This window comes from Amycolatopsis sp. NPDC003865 (genome assembly GCF_053605345.1).
On sequence record NZ_JBSGJA010000008.1, the window covers coordinates 323,896 to 348,268 of the forward strand.

Below are 24,373 nucleotides of genomic sequence, written 5' to 3' on the forward strand. Positions count from 1 at the left end.
CACCAAGGAGCACGCGTGAGCATCTGGACCGAACTCAGCCCCCTCCCATACCGCGTCGAGTACGTCGACGCGGCCGGCGTCCCCACCCGGACGCTGCGGGCCGGGAACCCGGACGCCGAAGCCGTCGTGTTCCTGCACGGCACCAGCGGGCACCTGGAAGCGTTCGCGCGCAACATCGTCGCGCACAGCGAATTCGACGTCCACGCGATCGACATGCTCGGCCACGGGTACACCGGCAAGCCCGCTCAGCCGTACGAGATCGCCGACTACGTCCAGCACCTGCTGGACTACTTCGACGCCGTCGGGATCCGCGCCGCGCACATCGTCGGCGAGTCCCTGGGCGGCTGGGTCGGGGCGCGGGCCGCGGTCGACCACCCCGAGCGGGTGCTGAGCCTGCAGCTGCTGTGCGCCGGCGGAACCGTCGCCAACCCCGAGGTCATGGATCGGATCCGCACCAGCACGAAGAACGCCGTCGCCACCGACGACGTCGAGCTGACCCGCAAGCGCTTGCGGCTGCTGATGGAGAGCGAGGAGAACGCGACCGAAGAGCTCGTCGAGGTCCGGCACGCGATCTACCACACGCCGGAGTTCGTGGCCAATGTGGACAATCTCTTGTCCCTTCAGGACATGGAACGACGGCAGCGCAACCTGCTGCGCCCGGAGCAGCTGGCCCGCATCACGCAGCCGACGCTCATCGTGTGGGGCCGCCAGAACCCGTTCGGCGAGGTCCCGGAAGCGACGAAGATGCACGAGAACATCCCCGGCTCGCAGCTGGAGCTGTTCGAGGAGTGCGGGCACTGGCCGCAGCACGAGCAGGCCGCCCGCTACAACCCGCTGAGCGTCGAGTTCCTCCGCAAGGCCGCCGCATGAGGGCCGCGCGGTTCCACACCTGGGGCTCGGCCCCGGTCGTGGACGAGGTCGCCGAGCCGACGCGCGGCGAGGGCGAGGTACTGGTCGACGTCCAGGCCGCGGCGGTGGCCCACCTGGACGTCACCGTGGCGAGCGGCACGTTCGACCTCAAGCCGCCGCTGCCCTACGCAGGTGGCGTGGAGGGCGCGGGCGTCGTCGTCGAGTCCGATGTGGACTCCGGTCTCGAGCCGGGTGACCAGGTGATGCTGCGCGGCGCCGGGCTGGGCCTGCTGCGCGACGGCACCTGGACCGAGCGGCTGAGCGTGCCGGCCAAGGCCGCGAACAAGCTGGACGCGCCGCTGCCGCCCGAGGTCGCGGCGACGTTCTACGTGCCCGCGACGACCGCGTTCGTGGTCCTGCACGACGTGGCCCGGCTGAGCGAGGACGAGCAGGTGATCGTCGTCGGCGCCGCGGGCGCGGTCGGGTCGATGGTCGCCCAGCAGGCGCTGCTCGCCGGGGCGAAGGTGACCGGCATCGTCGGCCGCGCGGAGCAGCTCGCCGACGTGCCCGACGGCGTCACGGGCGTCTGCCTCGACGCCACCGAGGACATCGACCGGCTCGCCGCCGATCGGCCCGCGTCCCTGCTGGTCGACACGCTCGGCGGCGACGGCCTGGTGGCCCGGACCCGCTGGGTGCGCCCGGGTGGCCGGGCGGCGGTGATCGGGTACGTGACCGGCACCGAAGTCCGCGTCGACCTGCCGTCCTGGCTGCTCGACGACGTCGCGCTGCTGCCGGTGAACATGATCCGGCAGGAACGCCGGGCGCGAGAGATCGCCGGTGACCTGGTGAAGAAGCTCGCCGCGGGTGAGCTTTCGCTGGCCGTGCAGAAGTACGAGTTCGCCGACGCGGCATTGGCCCTGGAGGACCTGCGGGCCGGCCGGGTCCGTGGCCGCGCGGTGCTCGTCCCCTGACCGGTTCGGTGAGCGGACCGGTCTGTTGGCCGGACCGGTTCCGCTCACCGAACCTGGTGCCATGGAAGCGAACAGCGTCCTCGGCAAGGTGCAGCTCATCCTCGAGGCGTTCGGCCCCGACGACGAGCACCTGAGCCTCACCGAGCTGGCGCGGCGTTCCGGCGTCGCGAAAGCTTCGGTGCACCGCCTGGCGCAGGAGCTGCTGACCTGGGGCGTCCTCGAACGGCGCGGCAGCGACTACTGGCTCGGCATCCGCCTGTTCGAGATCGGCCAGCGGGTGCCCCGCCAGCGCATCCTGCGCGACGCCGCCCGGCCGTACATGGAGGACCTCTACCAGGCCACGAACGAGACGATCCACCTCGCCGTCCCCGATGGCCGCGAGGTCCTCTACCTGGAGAAGGTGTCGGGCCACAGCCAGGTGACCAAGCCGTCCCGGGTGGCCGGCCGGATGCCGATGCACTGCACCGCCACCGGCAAGGTCCTGCTCGCCTTCGGCCCCCGCGCGCTGGTCGAGGAGGTGATCGCGTCGCCGCTCGACCGGATCACGCCGCACACGGTCAACGCGCCCGGCCTGCTGCTGAACGAACTGGCCCGGGCCCGCGCGAACGGCTACGCGGTCGAGTACGAGCAGACCCGCGTCGGCTTCGTGAGCGTGGCGATCCCGCTGACCGGCGCGACCGGCCTGACGACCGGGGCGCTGTCCATCACCGCGCCGCTGTACCGCGCCGACGTCGGCAAGTACGCCGGGCTGCTGACGATGGTGGGCCACCGGATCACCAGGACGGTGAGCGCCCTGCGGTCCGGTGATCGGACCACACCGGCCACCCGGTGAGCCCGGGCAGCCCATCCTGCTCCGACACCCACTCAGTTCCGGGAGGATCGGTGCGGAAAAGACTCAAGTGGCTCGGTATCACGGTCGCGCTGGCGATGACGGTGGCATCCGCCCCGGCGGCCGCGAACGCCGGCCGTCCGCCGGCACACACGCTCATCGTCCAGACGGACGCGGGCAAGGTCGAAGGGAAGACCAGCGGAGCGGTGGACTCGTTCCTGGGCATCCCGTTCGCCGCCCCACCGGTCGGCGCTCTCCGGTGGCAGCCACCCCAGCCGGCTCCGAAGTGGTCCGGCGTCCGGCCCGCGACGAGCTACGGTCCGGCGTGCCCGCAGGGCTCCGCCGCGAACGAGGATTGCCTCTACCTCAACGTCTACCGCCCGGCACGGGCAACGAACGAGCGGCTCCCGGTGCTGCTGTGGATCCACGGCGGCGGCTTCTCGTCCGGCTCCGGCAGCGCGTTCGACGGCTCACTCCTGGCCGAAACGAACAACATCGTCGTCATCACCACCAACTACCGCCTCGGCGCGTTCGGCTTCCTGAACCTGCCGGGCCTGAGCGAGTCCGGCGCGGGCAACTACGGCCTGCTCGACCAGGTCGCCGCCCTGAACTGGGCCCACCGCACCATCGACCGCTTCGGCGGCGACCACCAGGCGGTGACCGTCGCCGGGCTCTCGGCCGGCGGCCACTCGGTGTGCGCCCTGCTTTCCTCGCCCTTGACGCACGGGTTGGTCAACGGCGCCATCATCCAGAGCGGCGGCTGCCCGAGCCACACGGTCGCCGAGTCCCAGGCGGCCGGCGCGCGGTTCGCCACCGACGCCGGCTGCACCACCACCCCGGTGAGCTGCCTGCGCGCCAAGTCCGCGGCCGACATCCAGAACTCGAGCGCCGGGTTCCGCGGCGGAATCCTCACCGGCCCGCTCCCGACCGCCGGCGTCCCGGAACTGCCCCTCCCGCCGTCCGAGGCCGTGCGCACCGGCCGCTTCGAGCGCGTCCCGCTCCTGATCGGCAGCACCCACGACGAGGTCCGGGGCTGGGCGCGGTCCTTCGCCACCGCGACGCCCGCCCAGTACGAGAAGAGCCTCGAATACCTCTTCGGCACCCGGGCCGCGGACGTCGAGAAGGCGTACCCGCTGAGCACCTACCCCGCGCAGGACACGGCGGCGTACGCGCTGGGTGCCGTGTGGACGGACTCGAGCGTCTTCTACGGCCTCGGCGGCTGCCAGTACGCCCAGCTGGCCCAGCAGGTCGCGAAGTACCAGCCGAAGACGTTCCTGTACCGCTTCGACGCGCGGAGTCCTTCGGCCCCACCGGCCCCGGGCTCCTTCGACGACGGTGCTTCGCACGGGGCGGATCAGGCCTACCTCTGGCCGACCGCGACCAGCGTGTACGACCGCGACAAGCTCCGGCTGTCGGCCGAAATGGTCCGGTACTGGGGCGCGTTCGTCCGCCAAGGCACCCCGGACACGGCGGGGCAGGCGGAGTGGCCGAGCGTCAAGGACCGGCGCGCGATGGTCTTCCAGCTCGGCGGCAGTTCGCCGGTGACCTCGGCCGCGTTCGCCGCCGCGCAGCACTGCGACCTGTGGAACGGCATCAGCTACAAGTGGCTCGACATCAACGCCGAGCAGCTCGCCCAGCAGGTGGGAGTCGTCCGCCGGTAGGTCCGTGAACGCCGGCCGGCGAGATGCCGGTCACGCCGGCCGGCGTTCCGAAGGACCATGCCGACGATCACCGCGGGGAACGTCGCCCACGCAGTGAGGGTCGGCGACGAAACCGAACCTCCCTCTGCCGCGCACTGGGCTCTTAGCTCCACAGCAGGTGCCCGGCGGCGAGCATCCCGATCACGCTGGTGGCCGCCGTGAGAGCAAGCAGCGCCCTCGGCGTCGCAGGCCGGCGCGGGAACAGGCCGGCCCATCCCGCGATCGCCACCACCGCCAGCGCGCCGAATCCGGCTGCCAGAGCCAGTGCGGAAGCTTCGACCCACCCGGCCCGCAGCAACACGGCCGCGGCCACCGCCGCGGACAACGCCGTCCGCCGCCAAGCCAACGCCGTTCGCTCCGGCTGCAGCCCCGGGTCCCGCTCGCTCACGGCCGGTGGGTCAGCACGACGAACACCACGACCAAGCCGGTGAGGGCCGCGATCGTGCCCATGGCGGCGGGCAGCCAGTCCATCGGCAGCGGCCTCCGGTGCCGCATCGCCCGCTGGACCGTCGCCCATCGCCGGTAGGCGAAGGCGGCCAGCACGGTGCCCGCCACCGCCAGCAAGACCGCGAGTCCGGTGCGCAGCCCGGTTACCGAGAACGACGGCACCAGCTGCGCGAGCGCGACCGCACCGGCGATCAACGCCAACGCCGTGCGCAGCCAGGCCAGGAACGTCCGCTCGTTGGCGAGGGTGAACCGGTAGTCCGGCTCCTCTCCCTCCTCGTACCAGCCCGGCTTCACGGCTCGGCCAGGAACGACCGGTAGGTACCGAGCAACGGATCGCCGGTGGTGTCCAGCCAGGCGAGCAGTTCCCGCCGCGCCAGGACAAGCTCGTCCTGGTGCGCCGGGTCCGCGGCGATGTTGGTCAGCGAGTGCGGATCGGCTCGCAGGTCGTAGAGCTCCTCCGGGGCGCGGTGCAGGTAGAACCCGACCCGGTCACCGCCCGCTTCGACCATCGCCGGCCAGGTCAGGCCTTGCATGTTCTCGGCGCGGTACTCGCGAACCCCGTCGGACCAGGCGTTCCAGATGTAGCCGAACCGGGCGTCCTGGCGGCAGCGCATCTCGAACCGGCCCTTCGCGGCGGTCTCGTGGAACACCGTGTGCACCGCGTCGCGGCCCTCCTGCGGTTCCCCGCGCAGCAGCGGAAGCAGGCTCCGACCGTCCACTCCGGACGGTACCGGCACCCCGGCGGCCGCGCAGAAGGTCGGGAAGAGGTCCAGCGCCGACACGAACGCCGTGTCCTCCCTCGTGCCGGGCCGGGCGGTACCGGGCCAGCGCACGATCACCGGCGTCCGGCTGCTCTGCAGGTAGCAGTTGGCCTTGGCGAACGGCACCGCGATCCCGTTGTCCGAAAGAAAAACAACGAGCGTGTCCGTCGCGTCCACCGCTCCGAGGACGGCGGCCACGACGTCGTCGCAGCGTCGCGACGAGCTGAGGTACTCGCGGTACTCCTGCCGCACGCCGGGCAGGTCCGGCAGGAAGCCGGGCACCCCGACGTCGTCCTCCGGGCCGAACACCCGCGACGGCGCCGGATAGGTCGCGCGGGCTTCGGCGGGGAACCGCTCCTGCTCGGCCTGGCTGCCGGAATAGGGCCGGTGCGGGTCGTGCGCATTGGCCATGAGGAACCAAGGACGGTCCTGCGCGGCCGCCTCGGCGACGAAGGCCGCCGCCGCTTCGCCGTAGGCGTCGGGGCTGCGGCCCATGCCCAGCTCGCGCATGCCCCGGGCGAAGTCCCAGCCGAACCGCTCGACCGGTTGCAGGTGGTCGACCTTGCCGAGGATGCCCGACAGGTACCCGGCTTCGCGCAGCACCTCGGTGAGCAGCGGGACGCCGTCGGCGATCGGTTCGAAGCCCTGTGCGCCGTTGCGGTGCGGCCAGCGGCCGGTCATGATCGCCGACCGGCTCGGCTGGCACACCGCGACGGCGACGTGCGCCCGCCCGAACGTCATGCCTTCGCCGGCGAGCCGATCGAGAGTGGGCGTGACGCCCGCCGGGCCGCCGAAGCAGCCGGGGGTGTCGCCGCCCATGTCGTCGGCGGTGAGCAGCAGGATGTTCGGCGGCATCACGCACTCCCCAGCCGCAGGGTGGCGCGGACGTCGCCGAGGCCGCGGGCGAGCAGCAGTTCCCCGTCCGGTGGCAGCTCCACCCACTTCCCGCTCTCCCAGCGGCGCCGCAGCCGCGGATCTCCGGTCACTTCGACTCGCGCGCTCTGCCCCGGTTCGACGGTCGCGGCGCCCCAGCCGACCAGGCGCACGGGCTGCCGCGCATCCGCAGGCCGGAAGTACAGCTGGACGACCTCGCGGCTGACGCGGCCGCCCGTGTTGGTGACGGTGACCGCGACCCGGTGGCCGTCGTCGTCCAGCACCGCGGCGTCCGAGTAGTCCCAGGTCGAGTAGCCGAGGCCGTGGCCGAACCAGAACGCCGGCGCGGGCGCGCGGCCCGCGTCGTGGCCGCGGTAGCCGATGAACGGGCCTTCGGCGTACTCGAGCCGCCCGTCCACGGGCGTGACCGACCACGCGGGAGACGCGCCGTCCGCCGCCGGGAAGGTCGTGACCAGGCGCCCGGCGGGTTCGCTGTCACCGAGCAGCGCGGCCGCGACGGCGTGCCCGCCCTCCTGTCCCGGCAACCCGGCCCAGAGCACGGCGTCCACCTGCGCCAGCCACGGCATCAGCACCGGGGTCGCCGCGTTCACGACGACCACGGTCCGGCGGGCGGCGGCCGCGACCGCACGCACGAGGTCGTTCTGCGCCCCGGGCAGCCGCAGCGTCGTCTTGTCGACCGCCTCGGTTTCCTGCTCCTCGGTCAGCCCGACGACGACCACGGCCATGTCGGCAGCACGTGCGGCGGCGACCGCCCGGTCGACCACCTCGGTCACGTCTTCCGGCGCCGGACGCGCGACCAGCCCGTACAAGCCCCGGCCTCCCGGCTCGAGGGTGACCTCGGCTTCAAGCAGTTCGCCCGGCTTCACGTCGACGAGCAGGGTGTCACCCGGTGGCCGTAGGACCGCTTCGCCGACCTCGCCGCTGCTGAGACCCAGCTCGAACCGGCCGGTCCGGCCGCCGGCGCGCACTTCCCACGTGCCGACGCCGATGCCGCCGACCAGCATTCGCCCGCCTCGCGGCAGTCGCGCCGACAACCGGACGGCTCGCGGAGCCTCCGGCAGGTCGTCGTCGACCCCGATCATCGTGCTCGTCGCCGCGAGGTCGCGTTCTCCGAGCAGCGAGCCGCCGGCCGCGTGCAGCGTCACCCGCATGCCGGGCTCGCCGGTCGACGGGTGGACGGCGAACTCCGGCCGGGCGGGGACCGGACGCTCCCGGACCTCCACGCCGTCGACGACGGTGACCGCGGCACCGAGCAGCTCGGTCAGGCCTTCGGAGACGCTCACCTGGTGCGGCGGGTTCACCTGCGCCGAGCCGCCGCCCATGTCGACCGTGTCGACGGCGTGCCGGCCGATCAGCGCGATGGTGGTGTCTCGCGCCAGCGGGAGGATCCCGTCGTTCGTCAGCACCGTCATCCCGGAAGCGGCCAGCCGGGTCAGCTGGGTGCGCCGGGTCGGACTGTCCGGCGCCGGCACGTCGCGCGAAGGCGTGCTGACGCGTTCGGCGAGCAACAACAGGCGGCCGAGGTGGTCGTCGATCACGGCTTCGTCGACTTCACCGGCTTTCACGGCGTCGACGAGCCGGTCTCCCCATGGCCCGACCGGACCGGGCATCACCAGGTCCAGTCCGGCGTTGGCCGATGCGGCCGTGCTCGTGGTGGCCCACCAGTCGGACACGACCAGCCCGCGGTAGCCCCACTCCCCCTTCACGATCTCGGTGATGACGTGCCGCTGTTCCGTGGCGGGGGTGCCGTTGACCCGGTTGTAGGCCGCCATGATCGACCACGCGTCCGCGTCGGCGACCGCGATTTCGAACGGCAGCAGGTACACCTCGCGCAGCGTCGCCTCGTCGACGACGCTGTCGACGGTGTGCCGCTCGGTCTCGGACTCGTTGGCCACCAAGTGCTTCAAGCACGCACCGACGCCGTTGTCCTGCAGGCCCCGGACGTAGGCGGCGGCGAGCGCCCCGGACAGCAGCGGGTCCTCGGAATACGCCTCGAACAGCCGCCCGCCGAGCGGGCTGCGGTGCAGGTTGATGGTCGGCCCGAGCACGACGTGGATGCCCTGCACCGAGGCCTCTTCGGCCAGCAGACGCCCGACTTCGTAGGCGGTGTCGGTGTTCCACGCCGACGCCAGCAGCGTCGCGTTGGGGAACAACGTGACCGCCGGGCCGCCGGAGAACGTCAGGCCGCGGACCCCGGTAGGCCCGTCCGACAGCCGCAGCTCGGGCAGCCCGATCGCCGGCTCCGGGCGCAGGGTGAACATGCTCGCGCCGGTCAGCAGCGCGACCTTGGCCGGCAGGTCCAGCGCACTGTCCACAGTGGAAGTCATCGGAAACCTCTCGGTCAGGCGGGGTCGGCGGCCGCGATCATCTTGTCCCAGGCCGCGTGCCGCTCGGGCGGCCACGCGACGTCGGGGGCGTGCCAGGACACCGGCGTCGCTCCGGTCGCGGTCGAGAGCCGCTGCGCGAGGTCGTCGGCGAGGTGGCCACGTCCGGTGGCGCGCAGGTGTTCCTGGTACCGGACGGGGTCGTTGTAGTAGACCGGCCCGACCTGCAGCGTCGTCTGCATCGGGTCGGGCAGGGCGCCCGGACGCCCCGCGTAGGTGTGCAGCCACTCCGCCAGGTGCGTGCGCATCCGCGCGGCCAGTTCCGGTTCCTTCTCGAGCAGATCGGTGGTGAGGTGCGGGTCGGCGGTGACGTCGAACAGCTGCTCCCACTCCGCCCGGAAGGCCCCGGGGTGGTAGGTGCGGATGTAGAGGTGGTCACGGGTGCGGACCGACCGCTGGTAGGTGTGGGCACCGTGGCCCAGCACGAGATAGGGCCGCGAGGGGATCTCGGTGCCGCGGACGGCGTCGGCGAACGAAGTTCCCTGCCAGCCACGGGGAATGGGAACGCCGAGCAGGTCGCAGATCGTGGGTGCGAAGTCGATGTTGTAGAGCAGCGCGTCGCAGTGCCGGGCGTCGTCGGGCAGCTGGTCGGTGACACCGGGCCAATAGACGACCAAGGGCAGCCGGTGGACCGGCTCGTTGGCCAGGCCGTGCTCGGCGTAGGAACCGTTCTCGCCGAAGGATTCGCCGTGGTCGGCACTGACGATGATCGCCGTCTCGTCGGCGATGCCGAGTTCGGCCAAGGTGGCCAGAAGTTCGCCGAACAGAGTATCCCAGTACATGATCGTGCCGTCGAACCCGTTGATCAGGTGCTCGAAGTCGGCGCGGGTGCGGATCGCCTCGGGCATGTTCTCCGGGTACGGCGACTTCCTCGGGCCCACGGAGTAGTGCAGGTCCAGCGCGCTGCGGGGGCCGTAGACCTCGGCGTGCCCGTCGATGGCCTCCTGGTCGGGCCACGCTGGAGCCGGACCGGACGCGGCCGCCCGCTCGGTCCACTCCTTGCCGGTGAGGTACGGGGTGTGCGGCTCCCAGTAGGTCAGGTGCAGGTACCAGTCGTCCTCGTGCGCGTGCCGGCGGATCCAGTCCAGCCCGACGCGGTTGACCTCCCGGCCGTCCTCGTCGTTGATCTCGTTCGTGGCCCGGATCGACTCGCGGAAGTTGCCGAGGAAGTGGTAGGCGCGGTGCCGCTCGGCGAACATCGAGACCGCGGCGGTGTAGTGCCCGTGCTGCCCGAGGCGCTGGCCGAGCAGCGGCCGGTCGGGGTGCGGCGAGTGGCCCGAGTCGAGCCGGAACCGCGCGGCTTCGCCGAAGTGGCCGATGACGCCGTTGGTGATGCCGAACTGGCCGCTGGTCATGGCGGTGCGGGAGGGCAGGCACGGGGAGTCCGAACAGTAGTACCGGTCGAACACCACGCCCTTGTCGGCCAGGGCCTGCAGGTTCGGGGTGGTGGGCCGGTGGTAGCCGTACGGCTGCGTGTGGTCGGCGCGGAGCGTGTCGACGTCGACGTAGATGACGCGCATGGGAACCCTTCTCGAGGCGGCCGTGGTCAGCCGGAGTCGCGGGCGCAGCGGAACCCGGTGTTGCCACCGGAGCTGTCGGGGGTGTTGTGCGAGCGGGCGGCGACGCGGTAGCGGTTGCAGTAGGAGACGTGGCAGAGGTAGGAGCCGCCGCGCGTCACGCGGTCGGTGCCCGACGGCGGCCCGGCGGGGTTCCGGTGGTCGGTCCCCCAGTAGTCGGCGCACCACTCCCAGACGTTGCCGGCCATGTTGTGCAGGCCGAAGTCGTTGGGCGGGAACGCGTCCACCGGCGCGGTGCCGGAATAGCCGTCCTCGGCGGTGTCGGTGATGGGGAAGCGGCCCTGCCAGATGTTGGCCATGTGCCGCCCGTCCGGGGTGAGTTCGTCGCCCCAGGGGTAGCGGCGCTGGTCGTGCCCGCCGCGGGCGGCGTACTCCCACTCCGCTTCAGTCGGCAGCCGCTTGCCCGCCCACGCGGCGTACGCGCCGGCGTCGTGCCACGACACGTGGACCACCGGGTGGTCGCCGCGGCCGGTCAGGTCGCTGCCGGGGCCTTCGGGACGCCGCCAGTCCGCGCCGGTCACCGCGGCCCACCACGGCGTGACGTCCGGGCGGGGCGAGATCCGGCGCAGCTCCCGGGTCAGAAACCGGACGAACACGTAGGACCAGCCGAGACGCTCGGCCTCCGTCACGTATCCCGTGTCCCTGACGAAGGCCGCGAACCGGTCGTTGGACACCGCGTACCGGTCGATCAGGAACGGCGACAGCTCGACGGTCCGGACCGGCCCTTCGCCGTCGGCCGGGAAGCCTTCGGCGTCGTCGGTGCCCATCCGGAACTTCCCACCAGGCAACGAAACCATGCCGTCGGTGGAGCCCGGTCCGGTCGGCTGCGGGACTTCGGGAGTCACGGTGTCACCCGGCGGACGGCCCGGGGCGCAGCAGCTCATGCCACCGCCCCGGCCCGGGCCAGTTCCCCGGCGAAGTGGCAGGCAGCCAGCTGCCCGCCGTCGGTCGGGGTGAGCGCCGGGTCCTCCTCGGCGCAGACCGTCCTTTCCGGACGGTGCAGCGGGCCGATCGGGCAGCGGGTGCGGAACCGGCAGCCGCTCGGCGGATCCTGGGGACTGGGCAGGTCACCGCCGAGGACGATCCGCTCGCGGGTCCGCCCGCCCGTGTCGGGCACGGGCGACGAGGCCAGCAACGCGGCGGTGTACGGGTGCTGCGGCGACGAGTAGACGGCCTCGGCGTCCCCGATTTCGACGAAGCGGCCGAGGTACATCACCGCGACCCGGTCCGACAGGTGCCGCACCACCGACAGGTCGTGGGCGATGAACAGGTAACCGAGGTCGAACTCGTCGCGCAGCGATTCGAGGAGGTTGATGATCTGGGCCTGGATCGAAACGTCCAATGCGGACACCGGTTCGTCGAGGACCAGCAGCCTCGGCCGGGCCGCCAGGGCGCGGGCGATGCCGACGCGCTGGCGCTGTCCGCCGGAGAACGCGTGCGGGTACCGGTCGAGGTGCCGTTCGTCGAGCCCGACCCGCTCGACCAGCCGCACCACTTCCGCCGCCCGCTCGGCCGCGGGCATGCCGCGGACGGCGAGGGCCTCGTCGAGCGACTGGCGGATCGTGCGGCGGGGGTTGAGCGAGGCGTAGGGGTCCTGGAACACGTACTGGACGGTGTCGCGCAGGTGCGGCGAACCCGCGGGTTCCTTCGGGTCGAGGGTGTGCTCTCCGACCCGGATGGTGCCGGCCGCGGCGGGGTTGATGCCGACGATCGTCCGCGCCAGCGTCGACTTCCCGCACCCGGACTCGCCGACCAGCCCGACCGTCTCGCCGCTGGAGACGGTGAGCCCGACGCCGTCGACCGCGTACACCGGGCGGTGCCGGCGGAAGAGGCCGGTGCGCTCGGCGTTGACGTCCACCTTCAGGTCGGTGATGTCCAGCAGGGGCACCGGGATCCGCTCTCGGCGGGCCCCACCGGCCGGGGCCGGGCGCATCGGCGGAATGGTCGCGCCCGCCTGCGTCACATGGCAGGCGGCCAAGTGCCCGTCGCCCCGCGACACAAGCACGGGCACCTCACGGGTGCAGACGTCCTCCTTGAGACGGCAGCGCGGGTGGAAGGCGCAGCCGCTCGGCAGGCGCGCGGGGTCGGGCGGGGCACCGGGGATCGACGGCAGCCGGCGGCCGGTGGACACCTCGTCGACCCGGGGCATCGCGGCAAGGAGGTCCGCGGTGTAGGGCAGCTCGGGCCGCTCGAAGATCGCCGCGACCGGGCCGCGTTCCATGACCCGGCCGCCGTACATGACGACGACCTCGTCGCACATCTCGGCGACCACGCCCATGTCGTGGGTGATCATCAGGACGGCGATGCCGAGTTCGTCGCGAAGCTTGCCCAGCAGCCGCAGGATCTGGGCCTGGACGGTGACGTCGAGCGCCGTGGTCGGCTCGTCGGCGATCAGCAGCGACGGCGAGCTCGCCAGGGCCACGGCGATCACAACGCGCTGGCGCATGCCGCCGGAGAACTGGTGCGGGTAGTCGTCGATCCGCCGGTCGGCGTCCGGGATCCCGACCTGGTTCAGCAGCTCGCGGGCGCGTTCCCGCGCGGGCCGCTTGGCGGTGCCGTGCACGATCAGCGCTTCGGCGATCTGGTCGCCGACGGTCATCGCCGGGTTGAGCGCCGACTGCGGGTCCTGGAAGACCATCGCGATCTCGCGGCCGCGCAGCTCGCGCATCCGCTTTTCCGGCAGGGCCAGCAGGTCGGTGCCCCGGTACCGGACTTCGCCGCCGGCGATCCGCCCGGGTGGGCGGACCATGCGCAGGATCGAGCGGGCCGTGACGGACTTGCCCGACCCGGACTCGCCGACGATGCCGACGACCTGGCCGGGCCGCACCGAGAACGTCACGTCGTTGACGGCGTGCACGACCCCGGCCGGGGTGTCGAAGTGGGTGCGCAGGCCGCGCACGTCCAGGAGGGTCTCAGTGGTCATCGCCGGGTCGCCGCCTCGTTGAGCGCGTCGGACAGGAGGGTGAAGGCGAGTGCGAGCAGCAGGAGCACCAGCCCCGGCCCGAGCACGTAGGTCGGCAGCGTGCTGACGTACCGCGCGCCGACGTTGAGCATCGCGCCGAGCGACGGGTTCGGCGGGTTGATCCCGAGCCCGACGATGCTCAGCCCGGCCTCGATGAAGATGGCCACCACCATGAACACCGTGGCCTGCACGAGGATCGGGTCGGCCACGTTGGGCAGGATGTGGCGCACCAGCACCTTCGGCCGGGACACACCGAGCACCCGGGCCGCGAGCACGTACTCCCGCTGCTGCTGGGCGAGCAGGCCCGCCCGGGCAAGCCGGCCGAAGCCGGGCAGCCCGGCGATCACGATCGCCACGAACAGCGACGTCCAGCCGGCGCCGATCATCAGCACGATCATGATGCCGAGGATCAGCCCGGGGAAACCGAGGATGATGTCGAGCAGCCGCTGCGTGGCCGAGCCGAGCAGTTTCGACAGGTAGCCGGTGAGACCGAGCAGGGTGCCGAGCACCATGCTCACCGGCACCGCGGTGAGGATCAGGCTCAGGTCGGTGCGCAGCCCGTAGATCGTCCGGACCAGCAGGTCCCGGCCGAACTCGTCGGTGCCCAGCAGGTGGGCCGCGGACGGGCCGGTGAGGGCGTCGCGGGCCTGCTGGTCGTAGCCGCCGGGCGCGAGGACCGGGGCGAGCACGGCGACGGCGACGAGCAGCGCGAGCAGCACCGCGGCCGCGATCCCTTTCGGAGTCCGGAATGCCTTCGCGTACCGGGCGAACGTGCCGCCCCGCTCGGGTTTGCGCGCCTTGTCCGGGGCCGCCGCCGGGACGGAGATGGCGATCGTCCTTTTCGGAATGACCATGGTCACTGCCCCAATCGGATGCGGGGGTCGAGGGCGGCGAGGGCGATTTCGGTCAAAAGCTGGGCCAGGACCGCGATGAACACCGTGCCGACGATGAGCACCTGGACGACCGCGTAGTCGGCGTTCTGCGCGCCGGACACGGCCAGCTGGCCCAGCCCGTTGCGGGCGAAGATCGCCTCGATGACGACGGCGCCGGCGAGCAGGTCGCCGAACCGGATGCCGATCGCCACCACGGCCGGGCCGAGGCTGTTGCGCAGCACGTGCCGGACGCTGATCCGCCGCGACGGCACGCCCTTCGCGACCGCCAGATCGACGAAGTCCTCCTGGCGCACGCCGACCATCGACGTCTGGACGAGCCGGGCCACGCCCGCCGACATCGGCAGCGCGAGCGCCAGCGCGGGCAGCAGCAGGTACTGCAGCCCGATGGACGGGTTGTCCAGCACCGACGTCTCGCCGCTGATCGGCAGCAGCCGCACGGCCACCCCGAAGACGAGGATCAGCAGCAGGCCGACCAGGAATGGCGGCGCGGCCAGCAGACCGGTGTTGGCGCCGCCGATGAGGGTGCGCGCCCAGCGGCTGCGAGCCGACCCGGCGAGGACGCCGAGGCCGATGCCGAACACGATCAGGAAGATTCCCGCCAGCACGGCCAGCTCGACCGTGCTGTCCAGGCGGTCGCCGATCAGCTCGGCCACCGGCCTGCCGTACTGGAAGGACTGCCCGAGGTCGCCGGTGAAGAGGCCGCCGAGCCAGTGCAGGTACTGCGTCACCCACGGCTGGTCGAGCCCCAGCTGGGCGCGGATGGCGGCGATCGTCTGCGCCGACGCGTCCGGGCCGGCGATCACCGCGGCGGGGTCGCCCGGGGCCAGGCGCGGCAGCAGGAAGGCGATCACGCTCGTGGCCAGCAGCACCAGCACGATCGACGGGAGGCGGCGGATCAGGAAGCGGCTCATCGGACCAGGCACGTTTCCCGGGACAGCAGCCCGCCGGAGGTGAAGGCGGTGCCGCCGACCGCGGTGGAGCGGACCATGATGCCCGGCGTCGTGACGACCACGTGCTGGACGGCCTGGTCGAGCATGTAGGCGGTCAGGTCGTGCACGGCCTTGACCGCGCCCGGGCCGCTGCCGGCCGTGACGAGGCCCTGCACCAGCGCGGTGTACTCGGGGCTGGAGAACTGCCGGTGGGCACCTTGCAGCCGCACGTCCGGGTTGGTCTGCGCGATGAGCGACGGGGTGTCGGCGACCCCGCGGAAGGAGAGGTAGTTCCCGCCCTTCTGCGCCGCCAGCCGCGCCTGGTAGTCCGGCGCCGCCAGTGCGACCAGGCTCGGTTTGAGGCCGATGTCGGTCAGGTTGTTCGCGATGATCTGGTACTCGGCCTGCAGCTGCGGGTTGTTGATGATGGTGATCGGCACCGCGGCCCCGGTCGCGCCGGCCTGCTGGACCAGCTGCCGGGCCTTGGCCGGGTCGTACCGGTAGGTGTTCTCGAGGTCCTTCGGGTAGGTGTCGCCCGGCGGCCAGATGAGGCCCGCGGTGGTGCCGAGCCCGCCGAAGACCTGCTGCTTGATCCGGTCGCGGTCGATCGCGTAGCCCACGGCCTGCCGGGCGGTCTTGTCGGCGAAGACGCCGCCGGTCGTGTCGAGGACGAGCGAGTACGCCGCCTGCAGCGTGTCCTGGAGCTGGAACTGGTCACCTTGGCGGGTCATCGTCTGCGCGTCCTGCGTGGTGAGTCCCCCGGCGAGCTGGGCCCGTGAGGAGCGCAGGGCGGCCAGCTGCGCGGTCGAATCCGGGATGACGACGTTCTCGATCCGGTCCAGGTGCGGCAAGCCTTGCTGCCAGTACTTCTCGTTGCGCACCAGCACGATCTGGGAGCCCGGCTGGTACTTCTCGACCTTGAACGGTCCGGTGCCGATGATCTTGCTGCCGTCGGCGAGGCCGGCGTAGGTCTCCGAATCGACGATCGGGGTGTCGTCGAGGACGCTCGCGAGCACCGGCGACAACGCCGTCTTCGAGCGGATCGTCACCTCGTGGTCGCCGGTCGCCTCGACCTGCCAGCCGCCGATGATCTGCTTGTCGATCGAGGGGCTGGCCGGGGTGAGGGCCTGCTTGAACGTGTACAGCACGTCCGCCGCGGTGAAGGGCCGTCCACTGTGGAAGGTGACGCCCTGGCGCAGGGTCAGCACGGCGCTCCGGTCGTCGGGGCCGAGCTTCCACGCGGAGGCCAGCAAGGGCTCCGGGTTCTTGACGTCGCCGTTCTTCACCGCGAGCAGCGTTTCGAAGACACCCCGGACCCAGAACAGGTTCGCCGCGCCCTGGGCGAGGATGCGGCCGGGGATCGGGGGTTGCGCGCTCGCCACGACGAGGGTGCCGCCGGGGCGGCAGGCCGCCGTCGACGCACCGGACGCCGCCTGCTGCTGCAGGTCCACAGCGGACTGGCAGCCGGCCACCAGGACGGCCGACAAGGCCAGCAGGAGGGCACCACGGATTCTGGATACGCCTGAGCGCATGGAAAGACTCCTCGTTGAGCCGGGACCGGCGCGTGTTTCCCCACGGCGCCGAGACACCCGGCCGCGGCCGGCCGGGGTGAAGGAAGGTCAGGCTGCCACCGGGGCGGCAGCGCTTCGCGGGGGCGTGGTCAGTGCTTTTCGAGGCGGCGCATGCTCGTCTCGAAAATGCCGCACATGTCGACCGACGGGTCGCGAAGCCATTGCAGCTGCAGGCCGTTCATCAGCGAGACCAGTTCGGCGGCGGTGTCCGCCGGGTCGAGCGAGGCGGGCAGTCTGCCCGTCTCCTGGTCGCGTTCGAGCAGCCGGACGAGGTGGCCGCGGACGCGGCGGTTGCGTTCGCGGAAGAACTCGTGGGCCGGGTGTGCCGGGTCGAGGCTTTCGGCCGCTTGGACGGTGAACAGCCGCACGAGACCGGGTTGCGTCTCGTTGCGGCGGCAGTGCGCCACCAGCCACTCCCGCGTGGAGGCGTCGACACCGGCGAACTCGGCCGCGAGGGCCTGCTCGTCCTGGAGGTCGCGCTGTTGCAGCAGGGCGAGGATGAGCGCCTCTTTGCTCGGGAAGTGGTGCAGCAGCCCGGGTTGCGAAACCCCGACCTTCGCCGCCACCTCGGCGATGCTGGTGCCGTGGAAGCCGGCGACGGCGAACGCGTCCGCGGCGACGGCGAGGATCTGCTCCCGCCGCTCGGCGGCCGGGAAGCGGACCCGGCCGGACTCTGCTCGTGTCATGCGGCTCCTTCCAGCGATGCCGCTAACTTACCGAGTACTCGGTAAGTTAGGAAGACGTACTGCCGAGTAACTTCTGATTGCCGCTGATCAGGGCGTCGCTGATGGCCGCAAGCTTCGCTCGGGGCAGCAGGCCGATGGCCATCGCGGCGATCTCGACCAGGCTCAGTCCCCCCGCCATCGCGGCGAGCGGACCGGCGAGCAACCCGGGCACCCGCTCCTGGAGCACCGCACGGGCTTTCGAGTCGGCGAGCAGCTCGCGCAACGGGGTGTGCGCGCTCAGCGGTCCCTGCGGGTAGTCCTCGCGGCGGATCGGTTCCCGGGCCGCTTCGACCTGGGCCCATTGGCGCCGCACCTGCAGGTGGTTTTCGCCGGGATCCCCGTGCTCCGGCAGGCCGAGCCGCTCGTACTGTTCCGGCGGCGCGTCGGTGTCGCGCATGAGCCGGGTCAGCAGCCCGATCATCCGCAGCTCGAGTTCGTCGTCGACGAGCGGCCATTCCTGGGCGGGGTCCTCGTGGAGGTCGTACAGGAGCGTGCCGAACGCGTACGGGTTGGACATCGCCTGCCCCGGGGTCCGCAGGACCGGGACCCCTTTGGTGAAAGCGAACGGGGGTACGAGTTCGGCGGCGCGCAGCTCCTCGGGCGCGAAGCGGGCCATCATGTGCGTCGGCATCAGCGTGTACTCCGCCAGCGGCGCGTTCGCCTCGGTCGCGGGGGCTCGCAGGTAGACGTACCGGCCGTCGGTCACGCTCACGTGCCCGCCGAACCCGCCGAACAGCGCCGCTTCCCGGACCGGTTCGTCGGCGGCGACGACGTCCCGCAGCGGCCGGCCCTGCATGTCCGTCGGCCGGGGCACGCCGAACCACTCGAGCAGCGTCGGGCCGAAGTCGATCGTCTGCACCAGCGCCGATCTCCGCTCGCCGGCGGCGCCCGCCCGGGGATCCCAGACGAATAAGGGCGTGTGGATCGTTTCGTCGTACCACGGCGGCACGTTCTTGCCCCACCAGCCGTGCTCCCCCAGCAGGAAGCCGTGGTCGGTCACGACCATCAGCAGCGTGTCCCGCCAGAGGTCGAACTCGTCCATGCGGTCGAGCACCCGGCCCAGCGAGTGGTCGCACATCGACAGCAGCGCCGCGTACCGGTTGCGCACGTGGGCGGTCTGCTCCGGGGTCTCCAGCACCTGGGCGTAGTCCGGCCAGTCGAGTTCCGGGCCCTCGTAGTCCTCGGGGTACAGGTCGTGCCAGCGCGGGTAGCTGAAGAACGGCTCGTGCGGGTCGAACGTCTCGATCTGCAGGAACCAGCCGTCCTCGGCGTGGTTGACGTCCAGGAAGCGCAGGCCCGCGTCGAACGTCTGAGTCTGCGGGTGGTCGGCCTCGTCGGCGAGGTGCTGCCGGTTCACCCGGTCCTGGCGGTAGGCGGGCCGCCGGAGGCGCTTGAGGTTCGCGGCCGGCTCGGGATCGGCGACCTGCCCGTGCCAGAAGTCGCCTTCCTGGCCGCGGAAGAACTCGTAGGTGCGGAACCGGTTGTGGTAGGTGGCGCCGCCGTCCTCCCAGTAGTGCGCGTGGTCGGTGGCCAGGTGGGTGTGCACGCCGGCGTCGGTGAGCAGTTGCGGGGCCGAGTCGTCGAACGGTTCCAGGGGGCCCCAGCCGCGGTGGAGGAAGTTGTAGCGGCCGGTGTGCATCTCCCGGCGCGCCGGCATGCACGGCATGCTGCCCGCGTAGCAGTTGTCGAACACGGTGGTCCGCTCGGCGAGCCGCGCGAAGTTCGGCGCGTGCACGTCCTGGCCGCCGTAGGCGGGCAGGTGGCGGCGGTTGAGGCTGTCGAACATCACGACGATCGCCTTCACGGGACACTCCTTTACTTACCGAGTACTCGGTAGGTAGCGTGACCGCATTCAACCCCGGACCCGGCACGCAGGCAACCCCGGAGGCATCGTGGCCCCACCCGACTTCGTCGTGATCGTCGCCGACCAGCTGCGCGCCGACGCGCTGGGCGCGTTCGGCGCCGGGCACGCCCGCACCCCGAACCTGGACGCGCTCGCCGCCGCGGGGACGACGTTCACCAACGCCTTCGTCCAGCACCCGGTGTGTTCGCCGAGCCGGGCGTCGTTCCTCACCGGCTGGTACCCGCATACCGCCGGGCACCGCACCCTGGACGGACTGGTGCGGCCGGACGAGCCGAACTTCCTGAGGACCTTCCGCGACCACGGCTACCACGTCGTGTGGGCGGGCGACCGCGGCGACACGTTCGCCCCCGGAGCGACCGAGCTGAGTGTGCACGAGCACGGGTTCACCGAGGTCCCGGCCGGGCCACGCTGGGGCGGCGAGCCCGTCGAGCGACGACGACGCCGTCCCGCTGTGTCCGGCGCGGAAGACTCCTTGTGGGACCGGCTTTTCTACGGCGGTGAAGTCCTGGACGACGCCCTCGACTTCGACGAGGCCGCGGTCCGCACGGCCGAAGCGTGGCTCGCCGACCCGCCGGAGCAGCCGTGGGCGCTCTTCGTGCCCCTGATCGCACCGCACTGCCCGTTCGAGGCTGCCGAGCCGTGGTTTTCCCTGCACGACCGCGACACCCAGCCCGCTCCCGTTCCCCCGGGGACCGGGCCCGCCTACCTCGCCGCGATCCGCGAGAAGTACGGGCTCGACCGCGCGACGCTTCCCGTGTGGCAGGAGGTCGCCGCCGTCTACCACGGCATGGTGTCCCGGTTGGACGCCCACGTCGGCCGGATCGTCACCGCGCTCGCCCCGGACACCGTCGTCGCCTTCTTCGCCGACCACGGCGAATACCTCGGCGACTTCGGCGTGATCGAGAAGTGGCCGTCGGCGATGCACGCCTGCATCACCCGCGACCCGCTGATCCTCAGCGGCGGCCCGGTCCCCGCCGGGACGACCGACGCGCTCGTCGAACTCGTCGACGTCTTCCCCACGCTGCTCGACCTCGCGGGGATCGAGCCCGACCACGTCCACTATGGACGGAGCCTGCGGCACCTGTTCGACGCTCCGGACGGCGAGCACCGGACGTACGCGTTCAGCGAAGGCGGCTTTCTGGCCGAAGAAGAGCCCCGGCTCGAGCGCGGCGCGTTCCCCTACGACCTCAAGGGCGAACTCCAGCACGAAGACCCCCGGCTCGTCGGCAAGGCGTTCGCGGCCCGCGATCGCGACTGGACCTACGTCTGGCGGCTCTACGAACCGCCCGAGCTGTACGACCGCCGGACCGACCCGGCCGAGACGCGCAACCTCGCCGGACGAGCGGAGTTCGCGTCCGTCGAGGAGCGGATGCTCGAGGCGCTTCTCACCTGGCTGGCCACCACGGCCGACGTCCTCCCCGCCGGCCGCGACCCCCGGCGGCCCGCGGTCGACCTGCCCACACCGAGGGCGTAGCCCTAGGTGTGGGCGCGCAGTTCGCGCAGCAGGGCGTCCCGGATGCCTTCGTGCGCTGGGCTTTCCGCGAGGTTCCGCAGTTCGCGGGGATCGGCGAGCGAGTCCGCCAGGAACACGTCTTCCTCGCCGGGTGCCGCGGGGTGCCCGTCGATGCGGACGGTGGCGTCCAGCCGATAGCGCCGGGTCCGGATGCAGCTGCGCCGCGGCCAGCCCCGCCCGTCGTCCCAGGTGCCTTCGTCGCGGTTGGGGAACGCGCGGCTCGCCGGGTCGCCGTAGCCGATGGTCGCCAGGACGTGATCCGGCTCGGGCTCGCCGAACAGATCACGCCCCGCCATCGGCACGGCAGCCGGGATGCCCGCCGTCGCGAGCAGCGTCCGCGCGAGGTCGAGCGACTGGACCAGCTCGTCGCGGCGCTCCCCGCCCGACCGGCCCGGCCGGCGGACGATCAGCGGGACCCGGTGGCTCTGCGGGGCGAAGGTGTGCTTGCCGAAGGCGCCGCCTTCGCCGAGGTGCACGCCGTGGTCGGAGGTGAGCACGACCATCGTGTTCTCGGCCAGGCCGCGGTTCTCCAGTTCCCGGAGGACGAGCCCGATCTGCTCGTCCACCCAGGCGACCAGCGCCAGGTAGTCGGCCTGGGCCTGCCGCAATTCGGCTTCGGGCATCTCGCGCCCGCCGTTGAGCTCGGCGAAGCGATGGTCGAAGCGGCTGCCGTCCGGGTCGCCGTCGAGCGCGTGTCCGGCCTGGGCCTCCGGCGGGAACAGCCGGGCCCAGCGTTCGGGCGCCACCACCGGCGTGTGCGGCTGCAGGAACGACGCGCGCAGCAGGAACGGCCCGTCCACCGCGCGCAGCCAGGCGATCGCCCGCCGCGTCACCTCCTCGGGGACGAACGCCTCCCCGGAATGCCGGCCACCGACGACGAATCGCATACCCGGCGTCCGCACGAGAGAGCCTTCGTCGGCGCCTGAGAGCGGATCCCGCATCCCGGCCCCGGTGTGGTCGTCCACCTGCCACGGCTTGAGTTCGGGCGGGAGGTGCTCCTTGCCGAAGCTCGCGGTCGCGTACCCGGCGTCGGCGAACAGCTCCGGGAAGGTGACCACCCCGGCGGGAAGCGGGCGCCCACCGGCGGCGGCCTCGTTGTGGAAGACACCGGTCCGCTCCGGCGGCAGCCCGGTCAGCGTCGAGGTGCGGCTCGGCACGCACACCGGCGAGTTGGTGTAGCAGCGATCGAACACGACGGCGTCCTCCGCCAGCGCGTCGACGTGGGGCGTGCGCGGGGAAAGTCCGCCGCCTTCCGCGTAGCAGCCGAGCGCGTCCGCGCGAAGCTCGTCGCAGTACAGCCACAGGATGTTGGGACGTGCGCTCACGCGGGTGCCTCCGGACTCTTACCTACCGAGTACTCGGTAGGTAGCGAAGCCACACGCTAACCCTGGCCGACCGGAAAGACAAGAACACCCTCCGATCAAGGTTGCCGAACTTGAAACTACCCCTCCAGTGAGTGGAGCCGGCGGTTCACCGTCACCGGCCTGACCGCCGACCGCGGCAGCCCCGACGTGTGCTGGTGGTGGCCGTCTCGCCGGCGGTAACGTCGCGGGGCCTCGACGGAACGGTTCCCGATCCTGTGTTCGTTCCGGGGTGGCACAACGCCGGAGGTGCGAGGGGAGCGCGCGATGAGGGGAACTCTGCGTATCCATTTCACGGACGCCGATCTGGCCCGGCTTCGGCTGGCCGAGCGGCCGGATCCGTTGTGGGAGATCGTGCTGGCATCGCAGAAGCTGGGGGCGCCCACGGGCGGACTCGCCTTCGACCACTGGCGCCGCACCGTAGGCGAAGGACCCGCTCCCGGACGTCTGCGGCCGGCCGCGGGCGTGATGCGGGCGCTCGTGCCGCGGCACGGGTCCTTTCCGGACTTCCTCACGCCCGCAGAAGGCATGCAGGGGCTGGAAGCGGGCGTGGCGGCGATCGCGGGGACCCCGGCGGTGAGGATGCGGACGGAGTTCGCGGTGATCGCCCGAAACCAGCACCTGCCATCGTCGGCGCGCGGCCTCGCCAGCGGGTCGGCGGAGGCGATGCGCGAGCTCGTCGGCGCGGTACGGGCGTTCTACGACATCTGTGTCGCGCCGTACTGGCCGGTGGTGCGGGCGCACGTCGACGCCGATCGCGCGCTGCGGGCGCGCGCGTTCCTCGACGGCGGCTGCGAGGGTGTGCTGAACAGCCTGCGACCGGTGGTGAGGTGGTCCAAACCCGTTCTGGAGGCGGACTACCCGGTGGACTCCGACGTGTACCTGCGGGGGCGGGGTCTCGTGCTGGTGCCGAGTTTCTTCTGCTGGCGCAACCCGGTGACGCTCATGGACCGGTCCTGTCCGGTTCCCGTGCTGGTCCACCCGGTCGACCACGACCTCACCCTCACCGCGGCCCACGGTGATCCGCCCGGCGCGGCGGGTTCACGACTGGAAGCGCTGGTGGGCCGGACTCGCGGCCGGCTGCTGGCCGGGTTGACGGACATGCGCAGCACCGGGGAGCTGGCGCGCCGGTTCGCCCTGTCCTCCCCGGCGGTGAGCCAGCACATCGGCGTGCTGAGGGACGCGGGCCTGGTCGTCACCCGCCGCGAGGGCAACCGGTCCCTGCACCACCGGACGCCCCTGGGCACGGCGCTGTGCGACACGACGCTGTGAGTGCCGCTGAGCTGCGTTTTTAAGTTCAAGCGAACGAAGGTCGCGATATTCGCGCGCTCGGTGTCAAGCTCAGGCCGGCCGGCTGCGACCCCGGCCCGAGGGCCCTTGGGGAGAGCGGCTGTGCATCGACGTCCGATCGCGTTGTGGTTGCTCGCGGTGCTGGGTTTGGCCGCCTTGTGCGGTGGGTGCTCCGCGGACGGCACGTACGAGGTGGAGCTCGTGGTGTCGGTCGAGGGGCCGTACCGGCCGGGTTCGCTGGACGTCGGCTTCAGCGCGCCGGGAACGAACACGCACGAAGGCGGCAAACAGGACGGCGCCGTCTGGCGCAAGACCGTCGACGTCGCGAGCCCGCCCGCCGTGCTCCTGGCGCTCATCGCGCAGGCCGATCCCGATCCGTCCGCGAGCTCGGGGCAGCCGCTGGTGACCTGCAGCATCACCGTCGACGGCGAGCAGCGCGCGAAGAAGACCGAGCAGGGATCCGCGTCCTGTGAGGTCGACATGTACGACGTCACCGGCGGCGCCTCGCTGCACCCGGCGCCGTCCCCGGCCGGCGGGCTCGGGGGATGGCTCGGCGCCCTGCTGGGGACGACGGCGGTCCTGGCGGTGGGAGCCGTGGTCCTGCTGCGGACGCGCCGTCGCAGCCCGCGGCAGGTCACGGCCGGACCGGGCCGCGCCGAAGCACCACCGGTACCGCGTCGGCAGCTCGAGCCGGACCCGGTGCTGGAGCCGCACATCCGGTTCCTGTCCGTCTGCGCCCTCCTCGCGGTCCTGGCGATCGGTTTGGCCGTCTTCGCGGCGTGTGCCACGACCCCGGACCTGCCGCCGGGTGTTCACGTGCCGGCAGTCGGACCGGCACCGAACGGGGGGTGAG

The 24,373-nt window shown here is 72.0% G+C and carries 20 protein-coding genes; 7 read left to right on the forward strand and 13 right to left on the reverse strand.

Annotation, left to right across the window (positions count from 1 at the left end):
* Positions 1 to 15: 15 nt before the first annotated feature.
* From ACWEVP_RS21380 to ACWEVP_RS21395, 4 genes are all read left to right on the forward strand, one after another.
* Complete coding sequence (locus ACWEVP_RS21380; RefSeq protein ID WP_452064309.1) at positions 16 to 870, forward strand: alpha/beta fold hydrolase; 855 nt, start codon at positions 16 to 18, stop codon at positions 868 to 870.
* Entirely contained in the window at positions 867 to 1,820 is a 954-nt protein-coding gene (locus ACWEVP_RS21385; protein WP_452064310.1) for a quinone oxidoreductase family protein, read from the forward strand. The genes ACWEVP_RS21380 and ACWEVP_RS21385 overlap by 4 nt, the downstream gene beginning before the upstream one ends.
* A gap of 61 nt (positions 1,821 to 1,881) precedes the next feature.
* Entirely contained in the window at positions 1,882 to 2,652 is a 771-nt protein-coding gene (locus tag ACWEVP_RS21390; protein WP_452064311.1) for an IclR family transcriptional regulator, read from the forward strand.
* Between the two features lie 50 nt (positions 2,653 to 2,702).
* Positions 2,703 to 4,310, forward strand: coding sequence for a carboxylesterase/lipase family protein (locus ACWEVP_RS21395; protein WP_452064312.1), 1,608 nt, complete (start codon positions 2,703 to 2,705; stop codon positions 4,308 to 4,310).
* A gap of 142 nt (positions 4,311 to 4,452) precedes the next feature.
* On the opposite strand, the gene ACWEVP_RS21400 is transcribed toward ACWEVP_RS21395, so the two are convergent.
* The 12 genes from ACWEVP_RS21400 to ACWEVP_RS21455 all read right to left on the reverse strand — a co-directional run bounded on the left by ACWEVP_RS21400 (position 4,453) and on the right by ACWEVP_RS21455 (position 19,296).
* Complete coding sequence (locus ACWEVP_RS21400) at positions 4,453 to 4,737, reverse strand: DUF202 domain-containing protein (RefSeq protein WP_452064313.1); 285 nt, start codon at positions 4,735 to 4,737, stop codon at positions 4,453 to 4,455.
* Positions 4,734 to 5,090, reverse strand: coding sequence for a YidH family protein (locus ACWEVP_RS21405; RefSeq protein ID WP_452064314.1), 357 nt, complete (start codon positions 5,088 to 5,090; stop codon positions 4,734 to 4,736). The genes ACWEVP_RS21400 and ACWEVP_RS21405 overlap by 4 nt, the downstream gene beginning before the upstream one ends.
* The gene (locus ACWEVP_RS21410) at positions 5,087 to 6,412 is read right to left on the reverse strand and encodes a sulfatase family protein (protein WP_452064315.1); all 1,326 of its coding nucleotides are present in this window, start codon (positions 6,410 to 6,412) and stop codon (positions 5,087 to 5,089) included. The genes ACWEVP_RS21405 and ACWEVP_RS21410 overlap by 4 nt, the downstream gene beginning before the upstream one ends.
* On the reverse strand, positions 6,412 to 8,778 hold the full coding sequence (locus ACWEVP_RS21415; protein WP_452064316.1) for a glycoside hydrolase family 3 C-terminal domain-containing protein: 2,367 nt from the start codon (positions 8,776 to 8,778) through the stop codon (positions 6,412 to 6,414). The genes ACWEVP_RS21410 and ACWEVP_RS21415 overlap by 1 nt, the downstream gene beginning before the upstream one ends.
* Before the next feature lie 14 nt (positions 8,779 to 8,792).
* Positions 8,793 to 10,355 carry a sulfatase family protein gene (locus ACWEVP_RS21420; protein WP_452064317.1) on the reverse strand — a complete coding sequence of 521 codons (1,563 nt, stop codon included), beginning with the start codon at positions 10,353 to 10,355 and terminating at the stop codon, positions 8,793 to 8,795.
* Positions 10,356 to 10,381: 26 nt separating this feature from the next.
* Positions 10,382 to 11,296: a formylglycine-generating enzyme family protein gene (locus ACWEVP_RS21425; protein WP_452064318.1), complete on the reverse strand. Its 915-nt coding sequence runs from the start codon at positions 11,294 to 11,296 to the stop codon at positions 10,382 to 10,384.
* Positions 11,293 to 13,335, reverse strand: coding sequence for an ABC transporter ATP-binding protein (locus tag ACWEVP_RS21430; protein WP_452064319.1), 2,043 nt, complete (start codon positions 13,333 to 13,335; stop codon positions 11,293 to 11,295). The genes ACWEVP_RS21425 and ACWEVP_RS21430 overlap by 4 nt, the downstream gene beginning before the upstream one ends.
* Positions 13,332 to 14,228, reverse strand: coding sequence for an ABC transporter permease (locus tag ACWEVP_RS21435; protein WP_452064320.1), 897 nt, complete (start codon positions 14,226 to 14,228; stop codon positions 13,332 to 13,334). Before ACWEVP_RS21435 ends, ACWEVP_RS21430 begins: the two co-directional genes overlap by 4 nt.
* Positions 14,229 to 14,230: 2 nt before the next feature.
* Positions 14,231 to 15,178 (reverse strand): ABC transporter permease, encoded by a 948-nt coding sequence (locus ACWEVP_RS21440; protein WP_452064321.1) that lies wholly within the window; start codon positions 15,176 to 15,178, stop codon positions 14,231 to 14,233.
* The gene (locus ACWEVP_RS21445) at positions 15,175 to 16,728 is read right to left on the reverse strand and encodes an ABC transporter substrate-binding protein (RefSeq protein ID WP_452064322.1); all 1,554 of its coding nucleotides are present in this window, start codon (positions 16,726 to 16,728) and stop codon (positions 15,175 to 15,177) included. Before ACWEVP_RS21445 ends, ACWEVP_RS21440 begins: the two co-directional genes overlap by 4 nt.
* 128 nt (positions 16,729 to 16,856) lie before the next feature.
* Entirely contained in the window at positions 16,857 to 17,453 is a 597-nt protein-coding gene (locus tag ACWEVP_RS21450) for a TetR/AcrR family transcriptional regulator (RefSeq protein ID WP_452064323.1), read from the reverse strand.
* A 46-nt stretch (positions 17,454 to 17,499) separates the two neighbouring features.
* Positions 17,500 to 19,296 carry a sulfatase-like hydrolase/transferase gene (locus ACWEVP_RS21455; RefSeq protein ID WP_452064324.1) on the reverse strand — a complete coding sequence of 599 codons (1,797 nt, stop codon included), beginning with the start codon at positions 19,294 to 19,296 and terminating at the stop codon, positions 17,500 to 17,502.
* Between the two features lie 88 nt (positions 19,297 to 19,384).
* Here ACWEVP_RS21455 and ACWEVP_RS21460 point away from each other — a divergent pair, with 88 nt between their 5' ends.
* Positions 19,385 to 20,830, forward strand: coding sequence for a sulfatase-like hydrolase/transferase (locus ACWEVP_RS21460; protein ID WP_452064325.1), 1,446 nt, complete (start codon positions 19,385 to 19,387; stop codon positions 20,828 to 20,830).
* Between the two features lie 2 nt (positions 20,831 to 20,832).
* Here the strand turns inward: ACWEVP_RS21460 and ACWEVP_RS21465 are convergent, their stop codons facing one another.
* A complete protein-coding gene (locus ACWEVP_RS21465; RefSeq protein ID WP_452064326.1) occupies positions 20,833 to 22,194 on the reverse strand; it encodes a sulfatase family protein in 1,362 nt (453 codons plus the stop codon).
* Positions 22,195 to 22,497: 303 nt separating this feature from the next.
* Here ACWEVP_RS21465 and ACWEVP_RS21470 point away from each other — a divergent pair, with 303 nt between their 5' ends.
* Both ACWEVP_RS21470 and ACWEVP_RS21475 read left to right on the forward strand, forming a co-directional pair.
* A complete protein-coding gene (locus ACWEVP_RS21470; RefSeq protein WP_452064327.1) occupies positions 22,498 to 23,502 on the forward strand; it encodes an ArsR/SmtB family transcription factor in 1,005 nt (334 codons plus the stop codon).
* Positions 23,503 to 23,622: 120 nt separating this feature from the next.
* A complete protein-coding gene (locus ACWEVP_RS21475) occupies positions 23,623 to 24,372 on the forward strand; it encodes a hypothetical protein (RefSeq protein ID WP_452064328.1) in 750 nt (249 codons plus the stop codon).
* The last annotated feature ends 1 nt before the right edge of the window (position 24,373 follow it).

Coding starts and splice junctions, on each gene's coding strand:
- ACWEVP_RS21415 (WP_452064316.1), bottom strand. CDS start 8,778: ATGACTTCCACTGTGGACAGTGCGCTGGACCTGCCGGCCAAGGTCGCG.
- ACWEVP_RS21445 (WP_452064322.1), bottom strand. CDS start 16,728: ATGCGCTCAGGCGTATCCAGAATCCGTGGTGCCCTCCTGCTGGCCTTG.
- ACWEVP_RS21435 (WP_452064320.1), bottom strand. CDS start 14,228: ATGGTCATTCCGAAAAGGACGATCGCCATCTCCGTCCCGGCGGCGGCC.
- ACWEVP_RS21420 (WP_452064317.1), bottom strand. CDS start 10,355: ATGCGCGTCATCTACGTCGACGTCGACACGCTCCGCGCCGACCACACG.
- ACWEVP_RS21425 (WP_452064318.1), bottom strand. CDS start 11,296: ATGAGCTGCTGCGCCCCGGGCCGTCCGCCGGGTGACACCGTGACTCCC.
- ACWEVP_RS21430 (WP_452064319.1), bottom strand. CDS start 13,335: ATGACCACTGAGACCCTCCTGGACGTGCGCGGCCTGCGCACCCACTTC.
- ACWEVP_RS21440 (WP_452064321.1), bottom strand. CDS start 15,178: ATGAGCCGCTTCCTGATCCGCCGCCTCCCGTCGATCGTGCTGGTGCTG.
- ACWEVP_RS21390 (WP_452064311.1), top strand. CDS start 1,882: ATGGAAGCGAACAGCGTCCTCGGCAAGGTGCAGCTCATCCTCGAGGCG.
- ACWEVP_RS21450 (WP_452064323.1), bottom strand. CDS start 17,453: ATGACACGAGCAGAGTCCGGCCGGGTCCGCTTCCCGGCCGCCGAGCGG.
- ACWEVP_RS21410 (WP_452064315.1), bottom strand. CDS start 6,412: ATGCCGCCGAACATCCTGCTGCTCACCGCCGACGACATGGGCGGCGAC.
- ACWEVP_RS21385 (WP_452064310.1), top strand. CDS start 867: ATGAGGGCCGCGCGGTTCCACACCTGGGGCTCGGCCCCGGTCGTGGAC.
- ACWEVP_RS21470 (WP_452064327.1), top strand. CDS start 22,498: ATGAGGGGAACTCTGCGTATCCATTTCACGGACGCCGATCTGGCCCGG.